The following is a 23,528-nucleotide window of genomic DNA, read 5'->3' on the forward strand; positions in this document are numbered from 1 at the left end:
TGGCGGCGGTCACGGTAACGGCGGCGGCCATGGCAGCGGCGACGGTGGCAACGGTGGCCACGGCAATGGCGGTGGCAACGGCAATGGAAACGGCAGTGGCGGCGCCGGCAATGGCGGTGCCAACGGTGTCGGCAATGGCCATGGCAGCGGGAACGGCAATGGCGGCGGTCACGGCAACGGCGGATCCTCCGGGGGCAACCACTGACCTGCCGCGTTGCCCGGCCGGGTGTCGTCAGAGCATCTCGAGCGCGCGCTTGCTGCGTGGCGGACGGAAGTACGCGTCAAGCTGCGCGCGCTCGTCGTCGCTGAACATGAAATCGAGCGCGGCCCGGTTGTCGCGCACGTGTTCGATGCGCGACGCCTTCGGGATCGCGAAAACCCCCGGCTGCGCGAGCACCCACGCAAGCGCGACGCGCATCACCGACACCCCGCGCTGCCGTGCGATCTCGTCGAGCGGCGAGCGCTTCGGCAGCCGTCCATGATCGACCGGGCTGTAGGCCATCGCCGGCATCCCGTGCCCGGCAAGCCATGGCAGCAGGTCGAATTCCGGGCCGCGCCGCGCGATGTTGTAGAGGATCTGGTTGGTCGCGCACGCGCCGCCACCGGCTTCATCGACGAGCTCGGCCATGTCGGCCGTATCGAAGTTGCTGACACCCCAGTGACGGATCTTGCCCGCGCGCTGCAGCGCTTCGAAGCCTTCGACCGTTTCATCGAGCGGCACCGAGCCGCGCCAGTGCAGCAGATACAGGTCGAGGCGATCGGTACGCAGGCGCTTGAGGCTCGCATCGCACGCGGCAACGACGCCGCGCCGGCTCGCATGGTGCGGATACACCTTGCTGACGAGGAACACGTCGTCGCGCAGGCCCGCGAGCGCCTCGCCGACCAGTTCCTCGGTCGCGCCGTCGCCGTACATCTCGGCCGTATCGACCAGCGTCATTCCGAGCGCGACGCCTTCGCGCAGCGCGGCGATCTCGTCCGCGCGCCGGGCCGGCCGCTCGCCCATCTCCCACGTGCCCAGGCCAAGCTTCGGAATCGTCTCGCCGTCCGGCAGGACGACCGTGGCGATCGTGTCTGTCATGCGTTCCTCGTTGCGGATTCGTGGCCGCGCACCGCGACCCAGGCATGGAATACGACGCATCAGTGTAGTCAATCGGCGCGCGATTCACCTATTGCACGGCAAAAACCGGCTATAACGGCGCCACGCGATGACTTAGAATGGCCGCACCCTGATCGATACCCACTCCATGAAGGCATCCACGGACGACCGCTGGCAGGACCTGCGCCCCGACCCCGACAACGACACGCCGCTCTACCTGCAGCTCGCCCGCAAGCTCGGCGACGCGATCCACGACAACCGCTGGACAGCCGGTGAGGCATTGCCCTCCGAGCGCGTGCTGTCCGATGCACTGGGCGTATCGCGCATCACCGCGCGCAAGGCGATCGCGCTGCTCGTCGAGCAAGGCCTGATTCGCCGCACGCAGGGCGCCGGCAATTTCATCCAGCCGCGCTACGAGGATCCGCTGTCGCGGCTGTCGAGCTTCAGCGAAATGCTCGAACGGCGCGGCTTCAAGCCGAGCTCGCAATGGATCGCACGCGAGATCCAGCCGGCGAACCGCGACGAAGTGATCCAGCTCGGGCTGTCGCCGGCCGCATCGGTCACGCGCCTGAAGCGCCTGCGCCTCGCCGACGGCATCGTGATGGCCGTCGAGAATTCGACGTTTCCCGCGACGCTGATCCCCGATCCGCAGGCAATCGGCGGGTCGCTGTACAGCTATCTCGAAGCGCGCGGCACGCCGATCGTGCGCGCGCTGCAGCATTTCCGCGCGGTCAACGCGACCGACGAGATCGCCGAGCAGATGGGCATCGCACCGCACGACGCGCTGCTGCTGATCACACGAATCGGCTATACGTCGGACCAGCGCGCGATCGAACTGACCGATACCTACTGCCGCAACGACTACTACGACTTCGTCGTCGAACTGCGCAAGTAACGCCTGCCGCGCCGCCGGCGCTTACAGCCAGCACGCATCGTCGGTGCCGAGCGGCACGGACGGGCGCGCAAGCGACGGCGGTGTCACCGATAAGCGCTCGGCGGGCCGCACCGCGTCGAGCATGCCGAACGGCGACGCGATGCGCTCGATCCGGTCGCATACATCGGTGCGCGCGAAATCGGGTGCCTGCAGGCCGTCCGGCACGATGCCGAACGACTGCAGCCAGCGGCCCGTCTGCGCGAGCGACAGTCGCATGTGCCAGCTTCCCCCTTCGCGTGCCCGGCGCGCGAGCGCGATCATCGCGCCGAACGCCGCGAGATAACCCGTTGCATGATCGAGCGCCTGGCACGGCAGGTGGCGCGGCGCGTTCGCGTGCGCGGCCTGCTGTTCCTGCCACGCGATCCCGCTCGCCGACTGCACGAGACTGTCGAAGCCGCGCCGCTGCGCCCACGGCCCCGCATGCCCGTACGCGGAGATCGACACGCACACGATGCCGGGCCGCCGCGCCGCCAGCGCGAGCGGCCCGAAGCCGCGCGCCGCGAGCGCACCGGGCCGGTACGACTGCAGGAACACATCCGCATCACGAGCGAGCGCGTGCAGCGTATCGATGCCCGCGTCGTCGCGCAGATCGACCCACGTCGAACGCTTGCCACGCCCGTTGTCGATCACGAGCGGCGCGATGTTCGGCAGGTGCGGGCCGTTGACGAGCAGTGTCTGCGCGCCGTGCGACGCCAGCGTGCGGCCCGCGACCGGCCCCGCGATGATCCGCGTGAGATCGAGCACGCGCACACCGGCAAGCGGCTGGCCGGCGTCGCCTCCGCCGATCGGCTCGACGGGCGCATCGCCGATCCGCTCGATCTCGAACAGCGGCAGCGCGGCAATCGCACGCGCCTGCTCGTGCGCCGCCCACTCGTCAGGTGTTCTGATCAATGCGGCGCACAGCCCTGCCTCGGCCAGCGCGGTGTCGAGTGCTGCGCCGTCCCGCATGCGGATCGCCGCGGCGACGTCGTCCCGCCGCGCGCCGCAGCCGAGCACGCCGAGCATCCCCTGCAGGTGATGCGGGAAGTTTGCGTGCAACTGGATCCAGCGTCCGTCGCGCGTCTCGTAGAAGCCCGTCACCGGATGACGCAACTCCGGCGGCGGGCCGTCGTCGACACGCAGATAGCGTTCGCTGCGGAACGCGACGAGCGCGTCGCGCACCGACACGTCGACGGTTTGCGCAACGCCCGTGCGAAGCCGGTGGCATTCGGCCGCCGCGAGCCCGGCTGCCGCGATCGTCGCCGCGGCCAGCGTGCCGACCCGGAAGGTCGACGGCAGCGTCGGGTCCTGCCCCGTCACGGTCGCGCGTGCCAGCGCGTCGGGGTCGCCGTGTGCGAGCCGCCACAAATGCGTCAACGCGAGTTCGGGTGTCATGGCGGGACGGGACGTGGGGGGAGACAGGATCGAGTCTAGAATTCGCGACCGTCGCGAGCAATCCTGATTGTGCGAATCGGCACCTCGCACACGGTCGCAGCGCGGATGTATCGCCTGCTCGCCGGCGCGCGCAACCGGCTCGACATCCCCAACGCACGGCAAGTCTGCCTGCATCCTCGGTGCCGGCGTGCCCCTCCATGCGCACGTGAACCGCGCCGCGCTGCGCTCGCTGCCGGGCGGCACGGCCACGCTCTGTCGCTACCGCGCGGACGAAATGCGGCAGCTCGCACGCCGTTATCCCGAAGCGAAACGCCTGGAATACGTCGGCGAGCATTCGCTCGACCGGCGCATCCCGGCGCCGGGCTCGCCGACCACGCGGATCGCCGATGGCCGCACGGCCGGCCGGATCGCGCATGCGCCCGAGCAATACCAGGACGCACGCCGATCCGCCAGCGCCGGGGGCTAGGTCGGCAGCGATGCGGGCGCGTGACGCCGGCCGTCGCGCGATGCGACGAGCGGCCGCCACCACGCCTGCGCGGCGCGCACGGCGGGCGCGTCGAGCGGACCGAACGCGAACGTCGCGCCGTGCGCCCCCGCGCTGACCCAGACGCGCATGCCGGGCGTGAGCGTCAGCGAATCGCCGGCGCCGAGCCAGTGATCGTCGATCCGGCCCTCGATCGTCACCCAGACCTCGCCGTCGGCGACCTCCAGCGCGGTGCGATCGACGATCCGCCACCGGCCGGCCGGCTCGTCGCCTTCGATCACGTAAAGTCGCAGTTCGCGCATGGCAGCCTCCTGGTCGCACGGGTCCGATGGCACCAGTATTTCGGACAGCGGCAGCACACGGACAGATACGGCGACGAACACTTTCGGCTGAACTGTACCGGTCGCTCGACGAGGACAGGCGCCCGCCGGCCGGACTTCGCACCGCCGTTGCGCCGAACCTGCACGGCGCGACGGCTTTCCCTACAATGTCGGCTGTCCCGCACCACCGCCCCGCCCCCATGTTCCAGCGCCCGCCTGCCGCCGCTCCCGGCGAAAAGAACCTCACCGTGATGCTCTGGCTCGTCGCAACGGGCTTCTTCATGCAGACGCTCGACTCGACGATCGTCAACACGGCGCTGCCGTCGATGGCCGCGAGCCTCGGCGAGTCGCCGCTGCGCATGCAGTCGGTCGTGATCGCGTACTCGCTGACGATGGCGGTGATGATCCCCGTGTCGGGCTGGCTCGCCGATACCTTCGGCACGCGGCGCGTGTTCTTCAGCGCGATCCTGGTGTTCTCGCTCGGCTCGCTGCTGTGCGCGAACGCGCATACGCTGCAGCAACTCGTCGCGTTCCGCGTCGTACAGGGGGTCGGCGGCGCGATGCTGCTGCCGGTCGGGCGACTCGCGGTGCTGCGCACGTTCCCGGCCGAACGCTACCTGTCCGCGCTGTCGTTCGTCGCGATTCCCGGCCTGATCGGCCCGCTGATCGGGCCGACGCTCGGCGGCTGGCTCGTGAAGATCGCGTCGTGGCACTGGATCTTCCTGATCAACGTGCCGGTCGGCGTCGCGGGCTGCATCGCGACCTTCTATTCGATGCCCGATTCGCGCAACCCGGCCGTCGGCCGCTTCGACCTGAAAGGCTATCTGCTGCTGACGATCGGCATGGTCGCGATCTCGCTGTCGCTCGACGGCCTCGCCGATCTCGGCATGCAGCACGCGGCCGTGCTCGTGCTGCTGATCCTGAGCCTCGCGTGTTTCGTCGCATACGGCCTGTACGCGGTGCGCGCGCCGCAGCCGATCTTCTCGCTCGAGCTGTTCCGGATCCACACGTTCAGCGTCGGGCTGCTCGGCAACCTGTTCGCGCGGATCGGCAGCGGCGCGATGCCGTACCTGATCCCGCTGCTGCTGCAGGTGAGCCTCGGCTACTCGGCGTTCGAGGCCGGGCTGATGATGCTGCCGGTGGCGGCGGCCGGGATGTTCTCGAAGCGGATCATCACGCGCCTGATCACGCGCTACGGCTATCGCAAGGTGCTGCTCGTGAACACGATCATGGTCGGCGTGATGATGGCGAGCTTCGCGCTGATGCGCGACACGGTGCCGGTCTGGGTGAAGATCGTGCATCTCGCGCTGTTCGGCGGCTTCAACTCGATGCAGTTCACCGCGATGAACACGCTGACGCTCAAGGATCTCGGCACGGGCGGCGCGAGCAGCGGCAACAGCCTGTTCTCGCTCGTGCAGATGCTGTCGATGAGTCTCGGCGTCACGGTCGCGGGGGCGCTGCTCGCGACGTTCACGGGCATGCTGCGCACCGTGACGCCGAGCAACACGCTGCCGGCATTCCATGCGACCTTCATCTGCGTCGGGATCATCACGGCCGCTTCCGCATGGATCTTCGCGCAGCTCGCGCCCGAGATCCGCAGCACCGCGCGCAAGACCGACCCGTCCGAACGCGCGTGACGCGCTGCGCGCGCCGAACCGGGTCGGCGCGCACCATTGCGGTGCAGCGCGGGCCGTTCGATGCGCCGGCGATGACCGACGGCCCGGCCGCGACGCGCCGCCGCACGGGGTACGATGCCGTGCACGCTTCTTGCTCGCCTATTCTCTAGGTAAACTGGCAGTCTTCCTTCGGCCGACATCATGAGCATGATCGAAATCGATCCCCCCGGCTTTCAGCCGCCCCGCCCCATCGCCGGCGACGACGGGAACCGGCGCACCGTGCTGTACGGCGGCTACACCGTGTTCAGCGTGTTCCAGCCCGTTTTCTCGGTGTCGCACCGCCGCGCGATCGGCTATCACGCGTCGCTGCGTGCGCACGACGAGGACAGCCGCCAGGTGGCGTCGCACGAGGTGTTCACGCAGGCGGCGCGGCGCGGCGACCTGCTCGAGCTCGGCCGGCTCGCCGAATCGCTGCATCTCGGCAACTTCCACGCGTTCGACAGTCATGACGAATGGCTCTTCCTGAGCCTGCATCCGGCCGCGCTGATGGACACCGTCTACAGCGACGCCCTGCTCGCGAACCTGAAGGCGCTCGGGCTGCCGCCGCATCGCGTGGTGCTCGAAGTGCCCGAGCAGGCCGGCGGCGAAACGCCGCGTTACGCGGCGATCGTCGACGGGCTGCGCAAGGCCGGCTTCCTGATCGCGCTGGTCGGGTTCGGCGCGAAGCATTCGAACATCGACCGCGTGTGGCACCTGCATCCCGACATCGTCACGCTCGATCGCGGCATCCTCGCGCAGGCAAGCGAGCACTCGCATCTCGAACGCGTGCTGCCGGGGCTCGTGTCGCTACTGCACGAATCCGGCCAGCTCGTGCTGATGGGCGGGCTCGCGACCGAGCGAGACGCGCTGATCGCGCTCGAGTGCGACGTCGATTTCGTGCAGGGCCAGTATTTCGCGGGGCCGAGCGTCGAACCGGTGCAGCCGCAGGCCGCCGCGGGCTGCATGGATACGCTGTCGGCCGCATTGCGGCTGCGCGTCGCGCAACGCGAGCGCACGCAGGCGGAACGGCTCGCGCCGTACGTCGCGGCGCTCGAGGAAGCGAGCCGGAAGCTCGGCGCGGGCGAGCCGCTCACCGACGCGGCGGCCGTCGTACTCGGGCTGCCCGAGACCGCCCGGTGTTTCCTGCTCGACGCATCGGGGCGCCAGATCGGCGACAACGTGCTCGCGCGCGGCAGCGTATCGCAGCGCGCCAAGCGCTTCCGGCCGCTGCTGCACTCGGAAGGCGCGAGCTGGGAACGGCGCCCGTACTTCATCGACGCGATGCGCGCGCCGGGCCACGTGCACCTGACGTCCCCCTACCTGTCGATCAACGAGGCGCACCTGTGCGTGACCGCGTCGATCGCCGCGCCGGTCGCGACCGGCATGCAGGTGCTCTGCGTCGACATCAACTGGGAAGCGGCACTCAACCGCGAATGAGCCGGCCGCCGCGCCGCGCTCACGCGGCGGCGGCCTTGCGCGCGATCAGCCGGTGCACGCGCTTGCCGGACGATGCGCTGACGACCTCGTGCTCGTCGATCACCTGCGTGCCCGCGCCGAGCGCCGCCCGCATCCGCGCCGCATCGAGCGGCGTGTAAAGGCGGCCGCGCTCGTCGCGCAACGCGCCGTTGCCGGCCACCCGCCAGCTCATGTACAACGTGCCGCCCGGCATCAGGAGCTCGGCCAGCCGCGCGGCGGCGGCCGCCGCATCCGCCTGTTCGAGATGCATCACGACCGTTTCGCACAGCACGTTGCGAAACGCGCCGGACGGCACGCCGGCCAGCGCGGGCAGTGCGGCCAGCTCGAAGGTGAGGTCCGGATGGCAGCGCCGCGCCTCGTCGAGCAGTGCGGCGCTCGCGTCGTAGCCGCGCACGTCGAAGCCGCGCGACGCGAGCCAGGCCGTATCGCGCCCGGCTCCGCAGCCGACGTCCGCGGTCGGCCCCGGTGAGAAATACTGCTCCAGCAGCGCGTACATGTCGTCTGGCGCGGCCTGGTCGAGCCAGTCCTGCGCGTATTGCGCGGCGTGGGCGTCGTAGGCATCGAGAGTCGGGCGATCCACCATGGTGACAGCTCCGCATAAGCGTCGTATGACGCACCGCGCATCTTGGCCACAGCACCTGCCGTGCGGCCCCCACGCCCCGCGCGTCGGCTTGCGCGGCCCCTACGCGGCCCGCACGTCGCCCGCGCGCACTGCCTGCGCGGTCAACTCGGCCCACAGTGCGTCGCCGCGCCAGGCCGGGCGCGCCGCCGCACGTTCCGCGTCATGCACGAGCGCGCACAGTCGCGCATTGACGGGCGCCTGCGCGCCGAAGCGCGCGGCCAGCCATACGACCTCGCCGTTGATCCACTCGACTTCCGTCGCACGCTGCGCCGCGAGATCGTCGGACATCGACGAACGCGCGAGCGGGTCGACCGCGAGCATCCGGCCGCCGAGCACGCGGAACGCGAAATCGGGCAAGTCGAGCACGGCCGGGATCCACGCGGCCGGCAACGGCGTCAACCGCGCAGGCCGGATCGCGGCCCGCGCCAGGCAGTGCAGCGCTTCGCGCTGCGCGAGCGCGACGCAGCGCCGGTACGCACGTTGCGCGAGTTCGTCGCGCAGCGGCAGGTTCGCGAGCGCATTGACCGCGTTGTTCAGGTTGAGCAGCAGCTTCGCCCACTGCACGGCCCGCATGTCGCGATGCAGCGCGAGCGGCAGCCCGGCGCGCGCGAATGCGTCGACAAACGGCGGCAGCGCGGGAGACGCGTCGGCCGCAAGCGCGCCGGCCGAGCCCTGGTGAAACGCGCCGGGCGCGCGCTCGATCACGTTGAACGGCACCATGCCGGCCAGCACGGTTGCTTGCGGCAGCGCCTCGCGCAGCACGTCGGCATTGTGCAGGCCGTTCTGGAAGCTGATCACGACCGTGCCGGGCCGCAGCACGCCGGCCAGCTGCGCCGCGGCCTCACGCGTCGCGGCCGATTTCACCGCCACGAGCACGAGCCGCGCCGCAGCCGCAGCCGCCGGATCGGTCGTGAACACGACATCGGCCGGGGCGAGCGTCGCGCGATAGCCGCGCCGGTCGGTCAGCGTCAGCCCGTGCCGACGAATCGCATCGCCGATCCGTGCGCGGCCGACGAGCGTCACCTTCGCGCCGGCCGCCGCGAGCCGTCCGCCGAGATAGCAGCCGACGGCGCCCGCACCGAATACGCAGACCGGTGCGTCAGACATGCGAATGCGCGCCGCCGTGCACGGGGCCGGCCCGCCGCTCGACTTCGCGGCGCACTTCGCCGCGCAGTCCCGCGAAGAACGCGACCTCGGCGACGACGAACAGCGGCCCGACCATCAGGCCGACCAGATCGTCGACGAAGGCGGGCTTGCGCCCTTCGAACCAGTGCCCGACGAACTGGACGATCCAGCCGACGACGAACGCGCCGATGCCGGTGGCGAGCCATTGCGCGGTCGGCAGCAACGCGAGCGCCTGCGCGCCCCACAGGCCCAGCGCGAACAGCGCGGTCATCACGATCCCGAACCGCAGGTCGAGACGCAGGTAGAACACCGCGAACGCGACGGCGAGCAGCAGCGCCGGCGACAGCGCGACGCCGGCCAGCATCCCGAGCGCCGGCCGCGACAGCAGCACCTCGACCGCGAATACGATCATCGGGATCCCGACCAGATGCGTCGCGATGTTGCGCGCGTCGCGGTGGTAGGCCGCATACTGGGAAAGATGGTCTTCGAGCGTCTTCATCGCGTCTCCTGGTCGGTTGTTGGGCGCTATGATGCGCGTCACGCCCGAGAACCTCTGTCAGCTACCCGACATCGCGTGCCCATGCCCTCTTCGCTCGCCCCGTACCTGCCGCAGATCGAAGCGAACCCGTGGTTCGCCGCGCTGCCGCCCGCGTTGCGCGCGGACCTGCTCGCCCGCGCGGCGCTGCGCCGGCTGCCGGCCGGCCATGCGCTGTTCCGGCGCGGCGACCCGCCGTGCGGGCTGTACGCGGTACTGGCCGGTTCACTCACGATAGGTGCGGTCGATCCGCAGGGCAAGGAGGCGCTGCTGACGGTCGCCGAGCCCGTCACGTGGTTCGGCGAAATCGCGCTGTTCGACGGCCAGCCGCGCACGCACGACGCGATCGCGCTCGACGACGCACTGCTGCTGCACGTCCCGCAGGCCGCGCTGCTCGCGATTCTCGACGCGACGCCGCAATACTGGCGGCAGTTCGCGCTGCTGATGGCGCAGAAGCTGCGCCTGAGCTTCCTGACCGTCGAGTCGATGAGCGTGATGCCGGCCGCGCAGCGGCTCGCCGCCCGCCTGCTGATGATCGCCGACGGCTACGGCGGGATCAGCGCCGGGCGCACGCGCGTGCGGCTGTCGCAGGAAACGCTCGCGTCGATGCTGTCGATCACGCGGCAGACCACCAACCAGTTGCTGAAGGCGCTGCAGGCCGACGGCATCGTGCGGCTGCACGTCGGCGAGATCGAACTCGTCGATATCGACGCGCTGCGCCGCGCGAGCGGGCTGGGAGACGGCACGCGCTGAGCAACGCGCACCGCACCGTGATGCGTTACCCCGCCACCGCCGGGTTGCGCTATCGTGGCGGCTCGTCCGCTCCCCCATCGCTCCGCCTTGAATCCATCGACCGCCGCCCCCTCCCGCCATCCGTGGCCCGTCTTCGTCGCGTTCCTGCGGCTCGGCCTCACGTCGTTCGGCGGCCCGGTCGCGCACCTCGGCTACTTCCGCGCCGAATTCGTCACGCGGCGGGGCTGGCTCACCGAACGCACCTACGCGGATCTCGTCGGGCTGTGCCAGTTCCTGCCGGGGCCCGCGAGCAGCCAGGTCGGGATGGCGATCGGCCTCGCGCGCGCCGGCTACGCGGGCATGTTCGCCGCGTGGCTCGGCTTCACGCTGCCGTCGGCGCTGCTGATGATGCTGTTCGCGCTCGGCGTGCACGCGACGGGCGCACCGATCGAAGCCGGTGCATTGCACGGGCTGCGCATCGTGTCGGTCGCCGTGATCGCGCAGGCCGTATGGGGTATGGCACGCACGCTGTGCCCGGATGCGCGCCGCGTCACGCTGATGGCCGCGGCCGCGTGCGCCGCACTGCTCGCACCGGCTGCGTGGACGCAGATTGCGGTGATCGTCGCGGCCGGATCGGCCGGCCTCGTGCTGCTGCCGCAGCCGGCACGCGACGCACACGAGCCGTTGCCGCTGCACGTGTCGCATCGCGCGGGCCTGCTGTGGCTCGCGCTGTTCGCGGCGCTGCTCGTCTCGTTGCCGTTCGCCGCCCGCGCGCTCCAATCCGATACGCTCGCCGTCGTCGATGCGTTCTTCCGCACCGGCGCACTCGTGTTCGGCGGCGGCCACGTGGTGCTGCCGCTGCTGCAGGCGGCCGTGGTCGCGCCCGGCTGGGTCGGCGATGCGGCGTTCCTGGCCGGATATGGTGTCGCGCAGGCCGTGCCGGGGCCGCTGTTCACGTTCTCGGCATTCCTCGGTGCGTCGCTGCGCGATGCGCCGAACGGCTGGCTCGGCGGCACGATCGCACTGGTCGCGATCTTCGCGCCGTCGTTCCTGCTGGTGGCCGGCACCGCGCCGTTCTGGGAGCGCCTGCGCCGCAGCACGCGGATGCAGGCCGCGCTCGCGGGCGTGAACGCGGCCGTCGTCGGGCTGCTGCTCGCGGCGCTCTATCACCCGGTCTGGACCGATACGATCATGACGCCGCGCGACCTGGCCGCGGCACTCGTCGCCTTCGTCGCGCTGGTGTTCTGGCGTGTGCCGCCCTGGGCCGTCGTGATCGCGAGCGCGGCGCTCGGCTGGGGGCTCGGCCTCCTCGCCTGACCGGGCACGCGCGGCACGTTTCGCTGCGGCAAAAACAAAAAAGCCCTCGAAACGAGGGCTTTTCTGCTGGGTACCGCGCGCCGTCGCGGCGCGCAGGTGCCGGACCTTACGCGAAGTTCTTCGCTGCGAAGTCCCAGTTCACGATGTTCCAGAACGCTTCGACGAACTTCGGACGTGCGTTGCGGTAGTCGATGTAGTACGCGTGTTCCCACACGTCGATCGTCAGCAGTGCCTTGTCGGCCGTCGTCAGCGGGGTTGCTGCGTTGCTCGTCGACACGATGTCGAGCGAACCGTCAGCCTTCTTCACGAGCCATGCCCAGCCCGAACCGAACGTGCCGACTGCGGCCTTCGTGAACGCTTCCTTGAATGCGTCGTACGAACCCCACTTCGCGTTGATCGCGTCGCCCAGCGCGCCCGTCGGTGCGCCGCCGCCGTTCGGCGACAGGCTGTTCCAGAAGAACGTGTGGTTCCAGATTTGCGCGGCGTTGTTGAAGATGCCGCCCGACGACTTCTTCACGATCTCTTCCAGCGACAGGTTTTCGAATTCCGTGCCCGGGATCAGATTGTTCAGGTTCGTCACATAAGCCTGATGATGCTTGCCGTAGTGGTACTGGATCGTCTCGAGCGAGATGGTCGGCGCGAGTGCGTCTTCAGCGTACGGGAGCGGCGGGAGCGTATGAGCCATGGCGATTCCTTCGTTGAGTATGTAGGGGGGCTTGTGTTGAATGCTGCCGAGCGTCCGATTGTAGGCGAGGACGAATAACCCCGCAAACTCACGGGCCATTTATCCGCGGTATGCGGAAAAGCGATGTTCGCGCATCGTCCACAGGGACGAGCCGATACCGCGCAACCGCCGTTCCCGCGCGTTTTGCCCGGTCGCGGCGCGTGCGCCGCTCACGTCAGATCGTATCGGCGAGGCGCGGCTGCACGTCGGCGAGCGACACGTCGGCCGAGCCTTCGGCGAGGTGCACGGTCAGGCGGCGTTGCGGCTTCAATGCGTTCGGCGTGCGCACCGCGCGGCCCGTCTGCGCATCGATCAGCGCCGCATAACCGCGCTCGAGCGTGCGCTGCGGGCTCAACACCTCGAGCCTTGCCGCACAGGCTGACACGCGAGCCGTGTCGCGTTCGTGACGGCGCTGCAATGCGAGCGCAAGGCGCTGCGACAGCCCCGCGAGTGCCTGGCGCGCCTGCGACGGATCGGGGCGCGCGCGCTGCCAGCGCAACTGCGCGAGCGCGAACCGCGCGCGCGCGTCGCGCACCGGCCGCGACGCCGCCGACGCCAGCCGCACGGCAAGCTGCTCGACGTGCGTGCGCTGCCGCTGCAGCCGCTCGGCCGGGCTCACCAGCCGGCGCGCGAGCCAGTCGAGCTGCTGCGCGCGCTGCTCCAGCCGGCGCTCCATGCCGCGGGCGAGCGCACGCTGGCGCTCGCCAACCTCGCGCAGCAGCAGTGCGCGCTGCGGGCTCGCGAGCTCGGCGGCGCCGGTAGGCGTCGGCGCGCGCAGGTCGGCCGCGAAGTCCGCGATCGTGAAATCGGTCTCGTGCCCGACGCCGCTCACGACCGGCAGTTCGCTCGCCGCGATCGCGCGCGCCAGCGCCTCGTCGTTGAACGACCACAGATCCTCGATCGAGCCGCCGCCGCGACAGACCAGCAGCACGTCGACCTCGCGGCGCGCATTCGCGGTCTCGACGGCCGCGACGAGCTTTTCCGCCGAGCCCGCACCCTGCACGGGCGCCGGATAGACGATCACCGGAATGTGCGGCGCGCGGCGCGCGAGCGTGGTCAGCACGTCGCGCAGCGCGGCGGCCTGCAGCGACGTGACGATGCCGATCGCGCGCGGGTGCGGCGGCAGCGGCCGCTTGCGCTCGGGCGCGAAGAGTCCCTCGCCCTCGAGCTGCGCCTTCAGCCGCAGGAACGCCTCGTACAGGCGCCCCTGGCCCGTGCGCCGCACGGCCTCGACGTTGAGCTGCACTTCGCCGCGCGGCTCGTACATCGTCACGACCGCGCGTACCTCGATCCGGTCGCCTTCACGCGGCGTGAATTCCGCGTATTGCGCGCGGCCACGGAACATCACGCAGCGCATCTGCGCCTGCTGGTCCTTGATCGAGAAATACCAGTGGCCGCTCGCGGCGCGGGTGAAATTCGACACTTCGCCCGAAATCCACAGCAGCGGAAACGAGCGCTCAAGCATCGTCGAAATCGCGCGATTGAGCGCCGAAACGGGTATCACTTCGTCGCCGCCGCGGGTGGCACCCGGCGCGGCAAATGGGGAGTCGGAAGGCATGGACGGTCGGATGAATGCTGGCGGCGACACGATAGTCCGACACGCGCGCGACGTCCAGCGCCGGGCGTGTGCGCGGTGACGCGCGGAAGGTGTCCACACTTTGGCAAGCGTCGGCCTAAAACGCCGGAAAACCGCGGAAAAATCCAGACGATTTGAGATAACGTATTGATTTTTATATATTTTTAAAACTTTCGAAACGATTCTCATCCGATTCGAGGCCCGCCCGGCGGGCGTTTGACTCATTCGAACGGGGAGTTCTTCACAGAGTTATCCACAAGCCGTCACGATCCGGCCCCGTGGGCTGCGTCGGCCGGTCGCGCTTGCCGCGCCCGCCTGCGGCGCGCTAGAGTGCCGCCTTCCGCAGACCCCGCGGCATGCGCCGCCCAACGGAGAATCCGCCTTGACGAATCCGTCCCACGCCGCGGCGCACGACCTGCCGCGCCCGGCCCGATGAGCGCGCCCGACGGCCCGCTCGCCCGGCTCGAAGCGCGCCTGACGCGCGAATGGCAGCGCCGCGGCGCGCTCGCGTGGGCACTCACGCCGTTCGCGTGCGTGTTCGGCCTGTGCGCGGCGCTGCGGCGCACCGCGTACGCGCAGGGCTGGAAGAAGCCGGTCGACGTCGGCGTGCCCGTCGTCGTCGTCGGCAACGTGACCGTCGGCGGCACCGGCAAGACACCGACCGTGATCGCGCTCGTCGACGCGTTGCGAGCGGCCGGCTTCACCCCCGGCATCGTGTCGCGCGGCTACGGCGCGAACGTGAAGGCGCCGACCGCCATCACGGCCGCGTCGCGCGCCGGCGCGGGCGGCGACGAGCCGCTCCTGATCGCACGCCGCACCGGCGCGCCCGTCTGGGTCTGCCCGGATCGCGTCGCGGCCGCGCAGGCGCTGCGCGCCGCGCATCCGGACGTCGACGTGATCGTCAGCGACGACGGCCTGCAGCACTACCGCCTCGCGCGCACGGTCGAACTCGTCGTGTTCGACCACCGGCTCGGCGGCAACGGTTTCCTGCTGCCGGCCGGGCCGTTGCGCGAGCCGCTGTCGCGGCACCGCGACGCGACGCTCGTCAACGATCCGTACAGCGGCGCGCTGCCGCCGTGGCCCGACACCTATTCGCTCGCGCTCACGCCGGGCGCCGCATGGCACCTCGACCAGCCGGCGCTGCGCCGCCCGCTGTCGCAATTCGCGAACGAGCGCGTCCTCGCCGCGGCCGGCATCGGCGCGCCGGAACGCTTCTTCGCGACGCTGCGCGCGGCCGGTCTCGCGCCCGCGACGCGCGCGCTGCCCGATCACTATGCGTTCGCCGACAATCCGTTCGTCGACGACGCCGTCGACGCGATCCTGATCACCGAGAAGGATGCAGTAAAATTGGGCGCTTCCTGGCGCGACGCTCGACTGTGGGTCGTCCCCGTCGAAGCCGCGCTCGATCCTCGCCTCATTGCCCTCGTTGTGGAGAAACTCCGTGGACGCTCGCCTGCTTGAAATCATTGTGTGCCCTATCTGCAAAGGCCCGCTCCACTATGACCGTGCCGCGCAGGAGCTGATCTGCAACGCGGACAAGCTCGCCTACCCGATCCGCGACGGCATCCCCGTGATGCTGGTCGACGAAGCGCGCCAGACCGTCGAAGGCACGCCGGTCGACCCGGCCGGCCGCTGAGCCGCCCGACCCCGCTCCAGCCCGAGCCGCGGCCCGTCTGCGGCCAGGGCGCCGAACCCTCCGGGCGACCCGCGCCAGGCGCGCCGCCCGCTCCGTTCTTCTCACCGCCCGCCCCGATGACTCACCCGCAACCCTTCATCGCCGTCATTCCCGCCCGGCTCGCGTCGACGCGGCTCCCGAACAAGCCGCTCGCCGATCTCGGCGGCAAGCCGATGGTCGTACGCGTCGCCGAGCGTGCACGTGAAGCGGGCGCGCAGCAGGTGCTCGTCGCGTCCGACGCGCAGAGCGTGCTCGATGCCGCGCGCGATCACGGCTTCGAAGCGGTGCTGACGCGCGCCGACCATCCGTCCGGCACCGACCGTCTCGCGGAAGTCGCGGCGACGTTCGGGTGGAGCGACGACACGGTCGTCGTCAACGTTCAGGGCGACGAGCCGCTGATCGACCCCGTACTCGTGCGCGACGTAGCGTCGCACCTCGCCGCGCATCCGGCGTGCGCGATTGCGACGGCCGCCCACCCGATCCACGACGCGGCCGACGTGTTCAACCCGAACGTCGTGAAGGTCGCGCTCGACGCGCAGAGCGTCGCGCTGTACTTCTCGCGCGCGCCGATTCCATGGAGCCGGGACGCGTACCAGCCGCACTGGCCCGACGTCGCAGCCATGCCTGCGCCTGCTTTCCCGGTCTATCGGCACATCGGCCTCTATGCGTATCGCGCGCGTTTCCTGCGCACGTATCCGACGCTTGCGCAGGCGCCGATCGAACAGGCCGAGCAGCTCGAGCAGCTGCGCGCGCTGTGGCACGGCGAGCGCATCGCGGTGCTGATCACCGAGTCCGCGCCCGAAGCCGGCATCGACACGCCGGCCGATCTCGCACGCGTGCAGGCCCTTTTTCAGCCGGGACCAAAATAACCCGTGGCATAATCAGGCGATTGTGCGAGCCGTCCGCGACCAGCGCGTCCTCGCTTGACCCCGCCCGCGGCCCTGCCGGCAGCCGCGCGTCGCTCAACCCGACGCGCCGCATCAGACCGGTCCGCCGCGCGCCAGGCAAGCGCCGCGCCCACCGTCGCGGCGCTTTTTGCGTCTCGCCACACGAATCTACATACTGGAGATATCACCATGCGTTTGATCCTGTTGGGCGCGCCCGGCGCGGGAAAGGGCACCCAGGCAAACTTCATCAAGGAAAAGTTCGGCATCCCGCAAATCTCGACGGGCGACATGCTGCGCGCGGCCGTGAAGGCCGGCACGCCGCTCGGCGTCGAGGCGAAGGGCTACATGGACGCCGGCAAGCTCGTTCCGGATGCGCTGATCATCGGCCTCGTCAAGGAGCGCCTGAAGGAAGCCGACTGCGCGAACGGCTATCTGTTCGACGGCTTCCCGCGCACGATCGCGCAGGCTGACGCGATGAAGGAAGCGGGCGTCGCGATCGACTACGTGCTCGAGATCGACGTACCGTTCTCGGAAATCATCGAGCGCATGAGCGGCCGCCGCACGCACCCGGCATCGGGCCGCACGTACCACGTCAAGTTCAACCCGCCGAAGGTCGAAGGCCATGACGACGTGACGGGCGAGCCGCTGATCCAGCGCGACGACGACAAGGAAGAAACCGTCAAGAAGCGTCTCGAAGTGTACGAAGCGCAGACCAAGCCGCTGATCACGTACTACGGCGACTGGGCGCAGCGCGGCGAGGAAAACGGCCTGAAGGCGCCGCAGTATCGCAAGATCTCGGGCCTCGGCGCCGTCGAGGAAATCCGCGAGCGCGCGTTTGACGCACTGAAGTAAGCAGCGCGTCGCGCACCCGCAAGCCGCCCTCCCCGGGCGGCTTTTTTTTGCCCGGGCGGAATTCGCACGACCGTTCTGGTATCGCCGCCGCGTGAGGGTGCTCCGTACAATCGGCGGGTGCGGGCGTCTGTGTTACCGGTGCGCCGGCATTTCAACCGATCACGGGGCAAGAATCAGACAATCGCATTGCCCCCGGAAGCGTAACTTGTGCTGAAGCGCGGACGGCGGTCGACCGCCTTGCATGGGACCGCCCCAAGCGCTGAAGCGCCAAGGGCGGTCGACCGCCTTGCATGGGACCGCCCTAAGCGCTGAAGCGCCAAGGGCGGTCGACACGGAGACAGTCATGGACATTCGCGGCAACGTATTTCTGATCACGGGCGGCGCATCCGGCCTCGGTGCCGGCACGGCGCGGATGCTCGCGCAAGCAGGCGGCACGGTCGTGCTCGCCGACCTGAACGACACGGCAGGCACCGCACTCGCGACCGAGCTGGGCGGCATCTTCGTGCACTGCGACGTGTCGAGCGAGACCGACGCGCAGGCGGCCGTCGACGCAGCGACGCGCGCAGGCACGCTGCGCGGCCTCGCGAACTGCGCCGGCATCGCGCCCGCCGCCAAGACCGTAGGCAAGGACGGCGCGCATCCGCTCGACGTGTTCGCGAAGACGATCAACGTGAACCTCGTCGGCACGTTCAACATGATCCGGCTCGCGGCCGCCGCGATGGCCGCCACCGCGCCGACCGCGGAAGGCGAGCGCGGCGTGATCGTCAGCACCGCGTCGGTCGCCGCATTCGACGGGCAGATCGGCCAGGCCGCGTACGCGGCGTCGAAGGCCGGCGTCGCGGGCATGACGCTGCCGATCGCGCGCGACCTGTCGCGCAACGGCATCCGCGTGATGACGATCGCGCCCGGCCTGTTCGAGACGCCGATGCTGCTCGGCATGCCGCAGGACGTCCAGGACGCGCTCGGCGCGATGGTGCCGTTCCCGCCGCGGCTCGGCAAACCGGCCGAATACGCGCTGCTGGTGCGTCAGATCGTCGAGAATCCGATGCTCAACGGCGAAGTGATCCGCCTCGACGGCGCGATCCGGATGCAGCCGAAATAAGCACGCAGAAAAAACGCCCGCATCGCGGGCGTTGTGTCATTCACGGTTCCGGCTGGCAGCACGGCGGCGGCTCAGTCCTCGCCGTCGCGCTGCATCCGCTGCCGCAACTCGGTCACTTGCGATTCGACGACGGTCGCGTCGTCCGCGTCCGGCCGCTCGCCGAGATACTGCTCGAGATCCTCGAGTGCGGGGCGCAGGTAGTCGAGCCGCGCATACGCGAAACCGCGGTCGCGGACTTCGTCGAGATGCTCGGGCAGCAGGATCACGAGCCGCTGCTGCACCGCGAGCAGCCGTTGCCAGCGCTCCGTCTGAAGATAGATCGTCTTCAGGTTGCGCAGCATCCGCGCGATGATCTCGCGGCTCGTCGCCGGCTGCAGCAGTGCGCGCAACGCGCTGTCGACCGCACCGGCCGCACGCGCGACGTACGGCTCGAGCATCTCGACCATCTCGGCTTCGGACAGCGAATGGCCGTTGGCCGGGTCGATGATCAGGTCGCCGTCCGGCAGCGTGACGCGCAGCAGGAAATGGCCGGGGAACGATACGCCGCGCGCCGGCACGCCGATCTGCTCGGCGAGCTCCAGGTACAGCACCGACAGCGAGATCGGAATCCCGCGCCGCCGCTTCAGCACGGCGTTCAGGTGGCTGTTATCGGGGTCGTAGTAATCGTTGTGATTGCACGCGAAGCCGAGCTCGCGGAAGAAGAAGTCGTTCAGCGCGGCGACGCGGCCCTTCAGGTCCGTGTCGTCGGCGAGCCGCCGGCGCAGCCGCGCCGCCAGCATGTCGAGTTCGGCCAGCGTGCCCTGCAGGTCGAGGTCGGGATAGGCGTCCTGTGCCAGCGACAGCGCCGCTTCCGTGACGGGCAGGCTGTCGTCGTCTGCCACGAGCGTGCTGAAGTAGTCGAGGACGCGGGTCATTGCGGTCGTCACTTGGCGCGCCTTCTGAAATAAGCGTATTTGAAGCCCATCACCCACAACATACCGAAATATAGTGCAGCGAACAGCACGAGGCACGCGGCCATCAGCGCGATGCGATCGAGCGGCTGCGTGCGCATCCCGGTCCAGTCGAAGCTGATCGACAGCCAGTGCATCAGGCCCGCGAGCACGAGCGCCGCACCGATCAGCTGCACGAAGAAGCGCAGCCAGCCCGGCGACGGCTGGTAGATGCCGCGCTTGCGCAGCCCGAGGAACAGCAGCAGCGAATTCAGGCACGCGCCGACGCCGATGCTCAGCGTCAGGCCCGCGTGGCCGATCAGCGGCACGAACACGTAGTTCGAGATCTGCGTGACGATCAGCACACCGATCGCGATCTTGACGGGCGTCTTGATGTCCTGCTTCGCATAGAAGCCCGGCGCGAGGATCTTGATCAGGATGATGCCGACGAGGCCGATCCCGTAGGTGGCGAGCGCGCGCGCGACCATCGTGACGGTATGCGCGTCGAACTTGCCGTAGTTGAAGAGGGTCGCCGTGAGCGGCGTCGCGAAGAAGAACAGCGCGAGCGCGCTGGGTGCCGCGAGCAGGAACGTGACGCGCAGCCCCCAGTCGAGCAGCGCCGAATACTCGTGCGAATCGGCGTCGACGTGCGCCTTCGACAGGCTCGGCAGCAGGATCGTGCCGAGCGCGACGCCGAGCAGCGCCGTCGGGAATTCCATCAGGCGGTCGGCGTAGTTGATCCACGACACGGCGCCCTGCCCGAGCCGCGACGCGATGTTGGTGTTGATGATCAGCGACAGTTGCGCGACCGACACCGCGAACGTCGCGGGCACCATCTTCGCGAGCACGCGCTTCACGCCCGGGTGGCGCAGCGCGCGCAGCGGGTTGAGGCCGATCAGCGGCACCATGTCGATCTTCTTCAGGCCCGGCAGCTGCACGAGGAACTGCAGCACGCCGCCGACGATGACGGCCCATGCAAGCGCGAACACCGGCACCTTCAGGTGCGGCGCGACGAACACGGCCGCGGCGATGAACGCGACGTTGAGCAGCACCGGCGCGAACGCGGGCAGCGAGAAGCTCTTGTACGTGTTCAGCACGCCGGATGCGAGCGTCGTCAGCGAGATGAACACGATGTACGGGAACATGATCCGCGTCATCGTGACCGCGAGCGGGAACGCCTGCCCGTCGGTGTGCAGGCCGGACGCGACCGCGAACACGACCCACGATGCGCCGGCGATCCCGAAGACCGACAGCACGGCTAGCGCCCACGCCAGCACCGTCGACATCGCGTCGACGAGCGCTTTCGTCGCATCGTGCCCCTGCTGGTTCTTGAACTCGGCGAGGATCGGCACGAACGCCTGCGAGAACGCGCCTTCGGCGGACAGGCGGCGCAGCAGGTTCGGGATACGGAAGGCGACGTAGAACGCGTCGGTGTATTGACTGGCGCCGAACGCACGGGCGATCAGCGTCTCGCGGGCCAGTCCGGTCACGCGCGACAGCAGCGTGAAGCCGCTGACCGTCAGCAGGGCTCGGAATAGATTCATGGGGCGCTTATTATACGGACGTTGCGTGGCCCGGCCAGCGGCCGATGCCGAAAAGCGCGCACGCCACCGATGCCCCGCCCGACGGTTGTCACGTTCAACTTGCCACTCGCTTGATTTTGTTGCTATAATCGCCGGTTTCTGGGCTCGTACATGCACGGCAACTGCCGTTTTCATGTCCCGGCCTCGGTTAAAATCACCGTTTTTTTATGCGCCCCTGGGCAATCGTTCTCAGGGGACGGATCGAAAAGCAGCGCTTGGCCGTCAGGCTCCAAGCTCTGGAAACAGGACAGGATAAGGAACCGTCATGGCTAACTCCGCACAAGCACGCAAGCGCGCCCGCCAGGCCGCGAAGGCAAACTCGCACAACTCGGCGCTGCGCTCGAAATTCCGTACCGCGATCAAGTCGGTTCGCAAGGCTGTTGAAGCCGGCGACCAGGCAAAGGCTGCCGAGCTGTTCAAGGCTGCCGTGAAGACGATCGACACGATCGCCGACAAGAAGATCGTTCACAAGAACAAGGCCGCTCGCAGCAAGAGCCGCCTCGCCGCGGCCGTCAAGGGTCTGCAGGCAGCAGCGTAACTCCGGCGCGCCCGCTCACGCGGGCGTTCCTGTTTCCTGCGATCGCAAAAAAGCCCGCCTAGGCGGGCTTTTTTGTCGCCTGTCGCCGGCGCACATCCTGCGGGCCGGCGACATGTGCCAGGACGGGCGCCAGGGTGGGCGCCGCATGCGCCCTCGCCCGTGCCGGCATCACTTCTTCGCGTCGTAGTCCGGCAGTTCGCACGCCTCGGTGACGACGAGATTGTTGTCCTTCGCGAAATTCAGCACGAAATCGAACGCCATCGGCTCGACGTCGCGCAGCCGGGAATCGAGGATCACGCACTTGAGGTCGCCGAGCATCGTCGGACGCACGTAGAGCGAATACTTGAGGCGCGCGTTCGGCCCGCTCGCCCCCGGCCCGAAGCAGGCCATCACACCGGCCAGACGTTCCGACCAGTCGCTCGGGCGAAACTTTTTCCCGTCTTTCGTGATGCCCTGGATGAAGAATTCGGTCGGAGGGGTTTCAGCCATGTGGTTACCCAAGTGACGGCCCGGCGATGTCCAGGCAACGGCGCCTGGATACGCGAACACAAAGCTGAAACGGACGGCGGCACAAGCATTCCGATATCCCGAAAACGAGACGTCGACGTGCGCCGCCGGCGGACTGCACCGGATTTGTGCAGCGCACGGCTTGTGTCCGGCAGAGCGCGAAGAGGCTTGCCTGCCGGGCTGGAGAAAACTTTTGGATTATACCGCAGCGCGCCATCGCGCGTCGTCCCGACACCCCTCCTCCTGCGCCGCCCGCAGTGCACGGCGATCGCGCCCCGTTTCTCTCCCCGGCTCGTCAAAGCACAGAAAATCCTTTATGCTGCTTTGAGTTATCCACACCCGACGGCGGCGCCGTCCGGCCTTGCTGCCGGGTGCAACCCGCCGCATTTCGCTTCATGACCGCCAAAACCATTCGTCACTACCTGCAGTTCAAGGATTTCTCGCTGGAAGACTACGAGTACGTGCTCGAACGCACGGGTATCCTGAAGCGCAAGTTCAAGAACTACGAGACCTATCACCCGCTGCACGACCGCACGCTCGCGATGATCTTCGAGAAGAACTCGACGCGCACGCGCCTGTCGTTCGAAGCCGGGATCTTCCAGCTCGGCGGTCACGCCGTCTTCATGAGCACGCGCGACACGCAGCTCGGTCGCGGCGAACCCGTCGAGGATTCCGCGCAGGTGATCTCGCGGATGGTCGACATCATCATGATCCGCACGTTCGAGCAGGAGATCATCCAGCGCTTCGCGGACAACTCCCGCGTGCCGGTGATCAACGGCCTGACGAACGAATACCACCCGTGCCAGGTACTCGCCGACATCTTCACGTACTACGAACACCGCGGCCCGATCGCCGGCAAGACCGTCGCGTGGGTCGGCGACGCGAACAACATGCTCTACACGTGGATCGAAGCCGCGCAGATCCTCGGCTTCAAGCTGCGCCTGTCCACGCCGCCCGGCTACGCGCTCGACATGAAGCTCGTGTCGCCCGACAGCGCGCCGTTCTACGAAGTGTTCAACGATCCGAACGAAGCGTGCAAGGGCGCCGATCTCGTCACCACCGACGTGTGGACGAGCATGGGCTTCGAGGCCGAGAACGAGGCCCGCAAGCAGGCATTCGCCGACTGGTGCGTCGACGAGGAGATGATGGGCCACGCGAACCCGGACGCCCTCTTCATGCACTGCCTGCCCGCGCACCGCGGCGAGGAAGTGACGGCCGGCGTGATCGACGGCCCGCAGAGCGTCGTATGGGATGAAGCGGAAAACCGCCTGCACGTGCAGAAGGCACTGATGGAGTTCCTGCTGCTCGGCCGCCTCAAGCACTGACGCGCCGGCACCCGGCAACCCATGTAAAAAGCGCCGATCGTGAACTGCACCCCAAAAGTTGGATACCGATCCAACCTTTGGGGTGTTTTTCATGACGAAGTACGACGAGCAGTTCAAGCAACAGGTGGTCAGCGCGTATCTGTGTGGCGATATCGGTTTT

At 68.9% G+C, this 23,528-nt stretch carries 24 protein-coding genes; 13 read left to right on the forward strand and 11 right to left on the reverse strand.

Translation table 11 applies throughout. The features are described 5' to 3' along the window. Positions 1-232 precede the first annotated feature (232 nt). Positions 233-1,078: an aldo/keto reductase gene (locus tag VK92_RS37140; RefSeq protein WP_027789298.1), complete on the reverse strand. Its 846-nt coding sequence runs from the start codon at positions 1,076-1,078 to the stop codon at positions 233-235. A gap of 166 nt (positions 1,079-1,244) precedes the next feature. Here VK92_RS37140 and VK92_RS37145 point away from each other — a divergent pair, with 166 nt between their 5' ends. After that, positions 1,245-1,991: a GntR family transcriptional regulator gene (locus VK92_RS37145; RefSeq protein WP_021156386.1), complete on the forward strand. Its 747-nt coding sequence runs from the start codon at positions 1,245-1,247 to the stop codon at positions 1,989-1,991. A 21-nt stretch (positions 1,992-2,012) separates the two neighbouring features. On the opposite strand, the gene VK92_RS37150 is transcribed toward VK92_RS37145, so the two are convergent. Continuing rightward, positions 2,013-3,404 carry a CoA transferase gene (locus tag VK92_RS37150; protein ID WP_048026565.1) on the reverse strand — a complete coding sequence of 464 codons (1,392 nt, stop codon included), beginning with the start codon at positions 3,402-3,404 and terminating at the stop codon, positions 2,013-2,015. Positions 3,405-3,591: 187 nt separating this feature from the next. Here VK92_RS37150 and VK92_RS37155 point away from each other — a divergent pair, with 187 nt between their 5' ends. After that, complete coding sequence (locus tag VK92_RS37155; protein ID WP_131723348.1) at positions 3,592-3,870, forward strand: hypothetical protein; 279 nt, start codon at positions 3,592-3,594, stop codon at positions 3,868-3,870. Here VK92_RS37155 and VK92_RS37160 read toward each other — a convergent pair. Then, entirely contained in the window at positions 3,867-4,190 is a 324-nt protein-coding gene (locus VK92_RS37160; protein ID WP_048026562.1) for a DUF2917 domain-containing protein, read from the reverse strand. The two genes, VK92_RS37155 and VK92_RS37160, sit on opposite strands and share 4 nt — an antisense overlap. A gap of 218 nt (positions 4,191-4,408) precedes the next feature. Here VK92_RS37160 and mdtD point away from each other — a divergent pair, with 218 nt between their 5' ends. Continuing rightward, positions 4,409-5,845: a multidrug transporter subunit MdtD gene (gene mdtD, locus VK92_RS37165; RefSeq protein ID WP_021156382.1), complete on the forward strand. Its 1,437-nt coding sequence runs from the start codon at positions 4,409-4,411 to the stop codon at positions 5,843-5,845. 180 nt (positions 5,846-6,025) lie between these two features. Beyond that, positions 6,026-7,300 (forward strand): EAL domain-containing protein, encoded by a 1,275-nt coding sequence (locus VK92_RS37170; protein WP_021156380.1) that lies wholly within the window; start codon positions 6,026-6,028, stop codon positions 7,298-7,300. Between the two features lie 19 nt (positions 7,301-7,319). On the opposite strand, the gene VK92_RS37175 is transcribed toward VK92_RS37170, so the two are convergent. The 3 genes from VK92_RS37175 to VK92_RS37185 form a co-directional block, all read right to left on the reverse strand. Next, positions 7,320-7,922: a methyltransferase domain-containing protein gene (locus VK92_RS37175; RefSeq protein WP_021156379.1), complete on the reverse strand. Its 603-nt coding sequence runs from the start codon at positions 7,920-7,922 to the stop codon at positions 7,320-7,322. Between the two features lie 99 nt (positions 7,923-8,021). Beyond that, the gene (locus tag VK92_RS37180; RefSeq protein WP_048026560.1) at positions 8,022-9,068 is read right to left on the reverse strand and encodes a 2-dehydropantoate 2-reductase; all 1,047 of its coding nucleotides are present in this window, start codon (positions 9,066-9,068) and stop codon (positions 8,022-8,024) included. After that, a complete protein-coding gene (locus VK92_RS37185; protein ID WP_048026558.1) occupies positions 9,061-9,585 on the reverse strand; it encodes an Mpo1 family 2-hydroxy fatty acid dioxygenase in 525 nt (174 codons plus the stop codon). The genes VK92_RS37180 and VK92_RS37185 overlap by 8 nt, the downstream gene beginning before the upstream one ends. A gap of 81 nt (positions 9,586-9,666) precedes the next feature. Between VK92_RS37185 and VK92_RS37190 the strand changes: the two genes are divergently transcribed. After that, positions 9,667-10,374 carry a Crp/Fnr family transcriptional regulator gene (locus VK92_RS37190; protein ID WP_021156376.1) on the forward strand — a complete coding sequence of 236 codons (708 nt, stop codon included), beginning with the start codon at positions 9,667-9,669 and terminating at the stop codon, positions 10,372-10,374. A gap of 87 nt (positions 10,375-10,461) precedes the next feature. Continuing rightward, complete coding sequence (gene chrA / locus VK92_RS37195) at positions 10,462-11,670, forward strand: chromate efflux transporter (RefSeq protein ID WP_048026556.1); 1,209 nt, start codon at positions 10,462-10,464, stop codon at positions 11,668-11,670. Positions 11,671-11,776: 106 nt separating this feature from the next. Here the strand turns inward: chrA and sodB are convergent, their stop codons facing one another. Next, complete coding sequence (gene sodB, locus VK92_RS37200) at positions 11,777-12,355, reverse strand: superoxide dismutase [Fe] (RefSeq protein ID WP_011352986.1); 579 nt, start codon at positions 12,353-12,355, stop codon at positions 11,777-11,779. Between the two features lie 214 nt (positions 12,356-12,569). Further along, complete coding sequence (gene xseA, locus VK92_RS37205) at positions 12,570-13,952, reverse strand: exodeoxyribonuclease VII large subunit (RefSeq protein WP_048026554.1); 1,383 nt, start codon at positions 13,950-13,952, stop codon at positions 12,570-12,572. Positions 13,953-14,402: 450 nt separating this feature from the next. Here xseA and lpxK point away from each other — a divergent pair, with 450 nt between their 5' ends. The 5 genes from lpxK (at position 14,403) to VK92_RS37230 (ending at position 18,486) form a co-directional block, all read left to right on the forward strand. Next, complete coding sequence (gene lpxK, locus VK92_RS37210; protein WP_048026552.1) at positions 14,403-15,431, forward strand: tetraacyldisaccharide 4'-kinase; 1,029 nt, start codon at positions 14,403-14,405, stop codon at positions 15,429-15,431. Further along, positions 15,412-15,606 (forward strand): Trm112 family protein, encoded by a 195-nt coding sequence (locus VK92_RS37215; protein ID WP_006482216.1) that lies wholly within the window; start codon positions 15,412-15,414, stop codon positions 15,604-15,606. The genes lpxK and VK92_RS37215 overlap by 20 nt, the downstream gene beginning before the upstream one ends. 116 nt (positions 15,607-15,722) lie before the next feature. After that, on the forward strand, positions 15,723-16,514 hold the full coding sequence (gene kdsB, locus VK92_RS37220) for a 3-deoxy-manno-octulosonate cytidylyltransferase (protein ID WP_027789285.1): 792 nt from the start codon (positions 15,723-15,725) through the stop codon (positions 16,512-16,514). A 207-nt stretch (positions 16,515-16,721) separates the two neighbouring features. Further along, a complete protein-coding gene (gene adk, locus VK92_RS37225) occupies positions 16,722-17,384 on the forward strand; it encodes an adenylate kinase (protein ID WP_021162571.1) in 663 nt (220 codons plus the stop codon). A gap of 343 nt (positions 17,385-17,727) precedes the next feature. Further along, on the forward strand, positions 17,728-18,486 hold the full coding sequence (locus tag VK92_RS37230; protein WP_048026550.1) for an SDR family NAD(P)-dependent oxidoreductase: 759 nt from the start codon (positions 17,728-17,730) through the stop codon (positions 18,484-18,486). A 71-nt stretch (positions 18,487-18,557) separates the two neighbouring features. Here VK92_RS37230 and VK92_RS37235 read toward each other — a convergent pair whose 3' ends face one another. Both VK92_RS37235 and murJ read right to left on the reverse strand, forming a co-directional pair. Then, positions 18,558-19,400 (reverse strand): SirB1 family protein, encoded by an 843-nt coding sequence (locus VK92_RS37235; protein WP_027789283.1) that lies wholly within the window; start codon positions 19,398-19,400, stop codon positions 18,558-18,560. Positions 19,401-19,408: 8 nt separating this feature from the next. Next, a complete protein-coding gene (gene murJ / locus VK92_RS37240; RefSeq protein WP_021162568.1) occupies positions 19,409-20,959 on the reverse strand; it encodes a murein biosynthesis integral membrane protein MurJ in 1,551 nt (516 codons plus the stop codon). Between the two features lie 304 nt (positions 20,960-21,263). On the opposite strand from murJ, the gene rpsT reads away from it, so the two are divergent. Further along, complete coding sequence (gene rpsT / locus VK92_RS37245; protein ID WP_006482211.1) at positions 21,264-21,536, forward strand: 30S ribosomal protein S20; 273 nt, start codon at positions 21,264-21,266, stop codon at positions 21,534-21,536. A gap of 168 nt (positions 21,537-21,704) precedes the next feature. Here the strand turns inward: rpsT and VK92_RS37250 are convergent, their stop codons facing one another. Then, complete coding sequence (locus VK92_RS37250; protein ID WP_021162567.1) at positions 21,705-22,025, reverse strand: DUF3579 domain-containing protein; 321 nt, start codon at positions 22,023-22,025, stop codon at positions 21,705-21,707. Positions 22,026-22,438: 413 nt separating this feature from the next. Here VK92_RS37250 and argF point away from each other — a divergent pair, with 413 nt between their 5' ends. Next, a complete protein-coding gene (argF, locus tag VK92_RS37255; protein WP_048026548.1) occupies positions 22,439-23,368 on the forward strand; it encodes an ornithine carbamoyltransferase in 930 nt (309 codons plus the stop codon). Positions 23,369-23,528 lie beyond the last annotated feature (160 nt).

Source organism: Burkholderia sp. LK4, from assembly GCF_001043615.1.
Taxonomy (GTDB): domain Bacteria; phylum Pseudomonadota; class Gammaproteobacteria; order Burkholderiales; family Burkholderiaceae; genus Burkholderia; species Burkholderia cepacia.

Excerpts from the sequence above, each read along its gene's own strand:
- VK92_RS37140 (WP_027789298.1), bottom strand. The coding sequence starts at position 1,078 with ATGACAGACACGATCGCCACGGTCGTCCTGCCGGACGGCGAGACGATT.
- VK92_RS37145 (WP_021156386.1), top strand. The coding sequence starts at position 1,245 with ATGAAGGCATCCACGGACGACCGCTGGCAGGACCTGCGCCCCGACCCC.
- VK92_RS37150 (WP_048026565.1), bottom strand. The coding sequence starts at position 3,404 with ATGACACCCGAACTCGCGTTGACGCATTTGTGGCGGCTCGCACACGGC.
- VK92_RS37160 (WP_048026562.1), bottom strand. The coding sequence starts at position 4,190 with ATGCGCGAACTGCGACTTTACGTGATCGAAGGCGACGAGCCGGCCGGC.
- mdtD (WP_021156382.1), top strand. The coding sequence starts at position 4,409 with ATGTTCCAGCGCCCGCCTGCCGCCGCTCCCGGCGAAAAGAACCTCACC.
- VK92_RS37170 (WP_021156380.1), top strand. The coding sequence starts at position 6,026 with ATGAGCATGATCGAAATCGATCCCCCCGGCTTTCAGCCGCCCCGCCCC.
- VK92_RS37175 (WP_021156379.1), bottom strand. The coding sequence starts at position 7,922 with ATGGTGGATCGCCCGACTCTCGATGCCTACGACGCCCACGCCGCGCAA.
- VK92_RS37180 (WP_048026560.1), bottom strand. The coding sequence starts at position 9,068 with ATGTCTGACGCACCGGTCTGCGTATTCGGTGCGGGCGCCGTCGGCTGC.
- VK92_RS37185 (WP_048026558.1), bottom strand. The coding sequence starts at position 9,585 with ATGAAGACGCTCGAAGACCATCTTTCCCAGTATGCGGCCTACCACCGC.
- VK92_RS37190 (WP_021156376.1), top strand. The coding sequence starts at position 9,667 with ATGCCCTCTTCGCTCGCCCCGTACCTGCCGCAGATCGAAGCGAACCCG.
- sodB (WP_011352986.1), bottom strand. The coding sequence starts at position 12,355 with ATGGCTCATACGCTCCCGCCGCTCCCGTACGCTGAAGACGCACTCGCG.
- xseA (WP_048026554.1), bottom strand. The coding sequence starts at position 13,952 with ATGCCTTCCGACTCCCCATTTGCCGCGCCGGGTGCCACCCGCGGCGGC.
- lpxK (WP_048026552.1), top strand. The coding sequence starts at position 14,403 with ATGAGCGCGCCCGACGGCCCGCTCGCCCGGCTCGAAGCGCGCCTGACG.
- kdsB (WP_027789285.1), top strand. The coding sequence starts at position 15,723 with ATGACTCACCCGCAACCCTTCATCGCCGTCATTCCCGCCCGGCTCGCG.
- adk (WP_021162571.1), top strand. The coding sequence starts at position 16,722 with ATGCGTTTGATCCTGTTGGGCGCGCCCGGCGCGGGAAAGGGCACCCAG.
- VK92_RS37230 (WP_048026550.1), top strand. The coding sequence starts at position 17,728 with ATGGACATTCGCGGCAACGTATTTCTGATCACGGGCGGCGCATCCGGC.
- VK92_RS37235 (WP_027789283.1), bottom strand. The coding sequence starts at position 19,400 with ATGACCCGCGTCCTCGACTACTTCAGCACGCTCGTGGCAGACGACGAC.
- murJ (WP_021162568.1), bottom strand. The coding sequence starts at position 20,959 with ATGAATCTATTCCGAGCCCTGCTGACGGTCAGCGGCTTCACGCTGCTG.
- rpsT (WP_006482211.1), top strand. The coding sequence starts at position 21,264 with ATGGCTAACTCCGCACAAGCACGCAAGCGCGCCCGCCAGGCCGCGAAG.
- VK92_RS37250 (WP_021162567.1), bottom strand. The coding sequence starts at position 22,025 with ATGGCTGAAACCCCTCCGACCGAATTCTTCATCCAGGGCATCACGAAA.
- argF (WP_048026548.1), top strand. The coding sequence starts at position 22,439 with ATGACCGCCAAAACCATTCGTCACTACCTGCAGTTCAAGGATTTCTCG.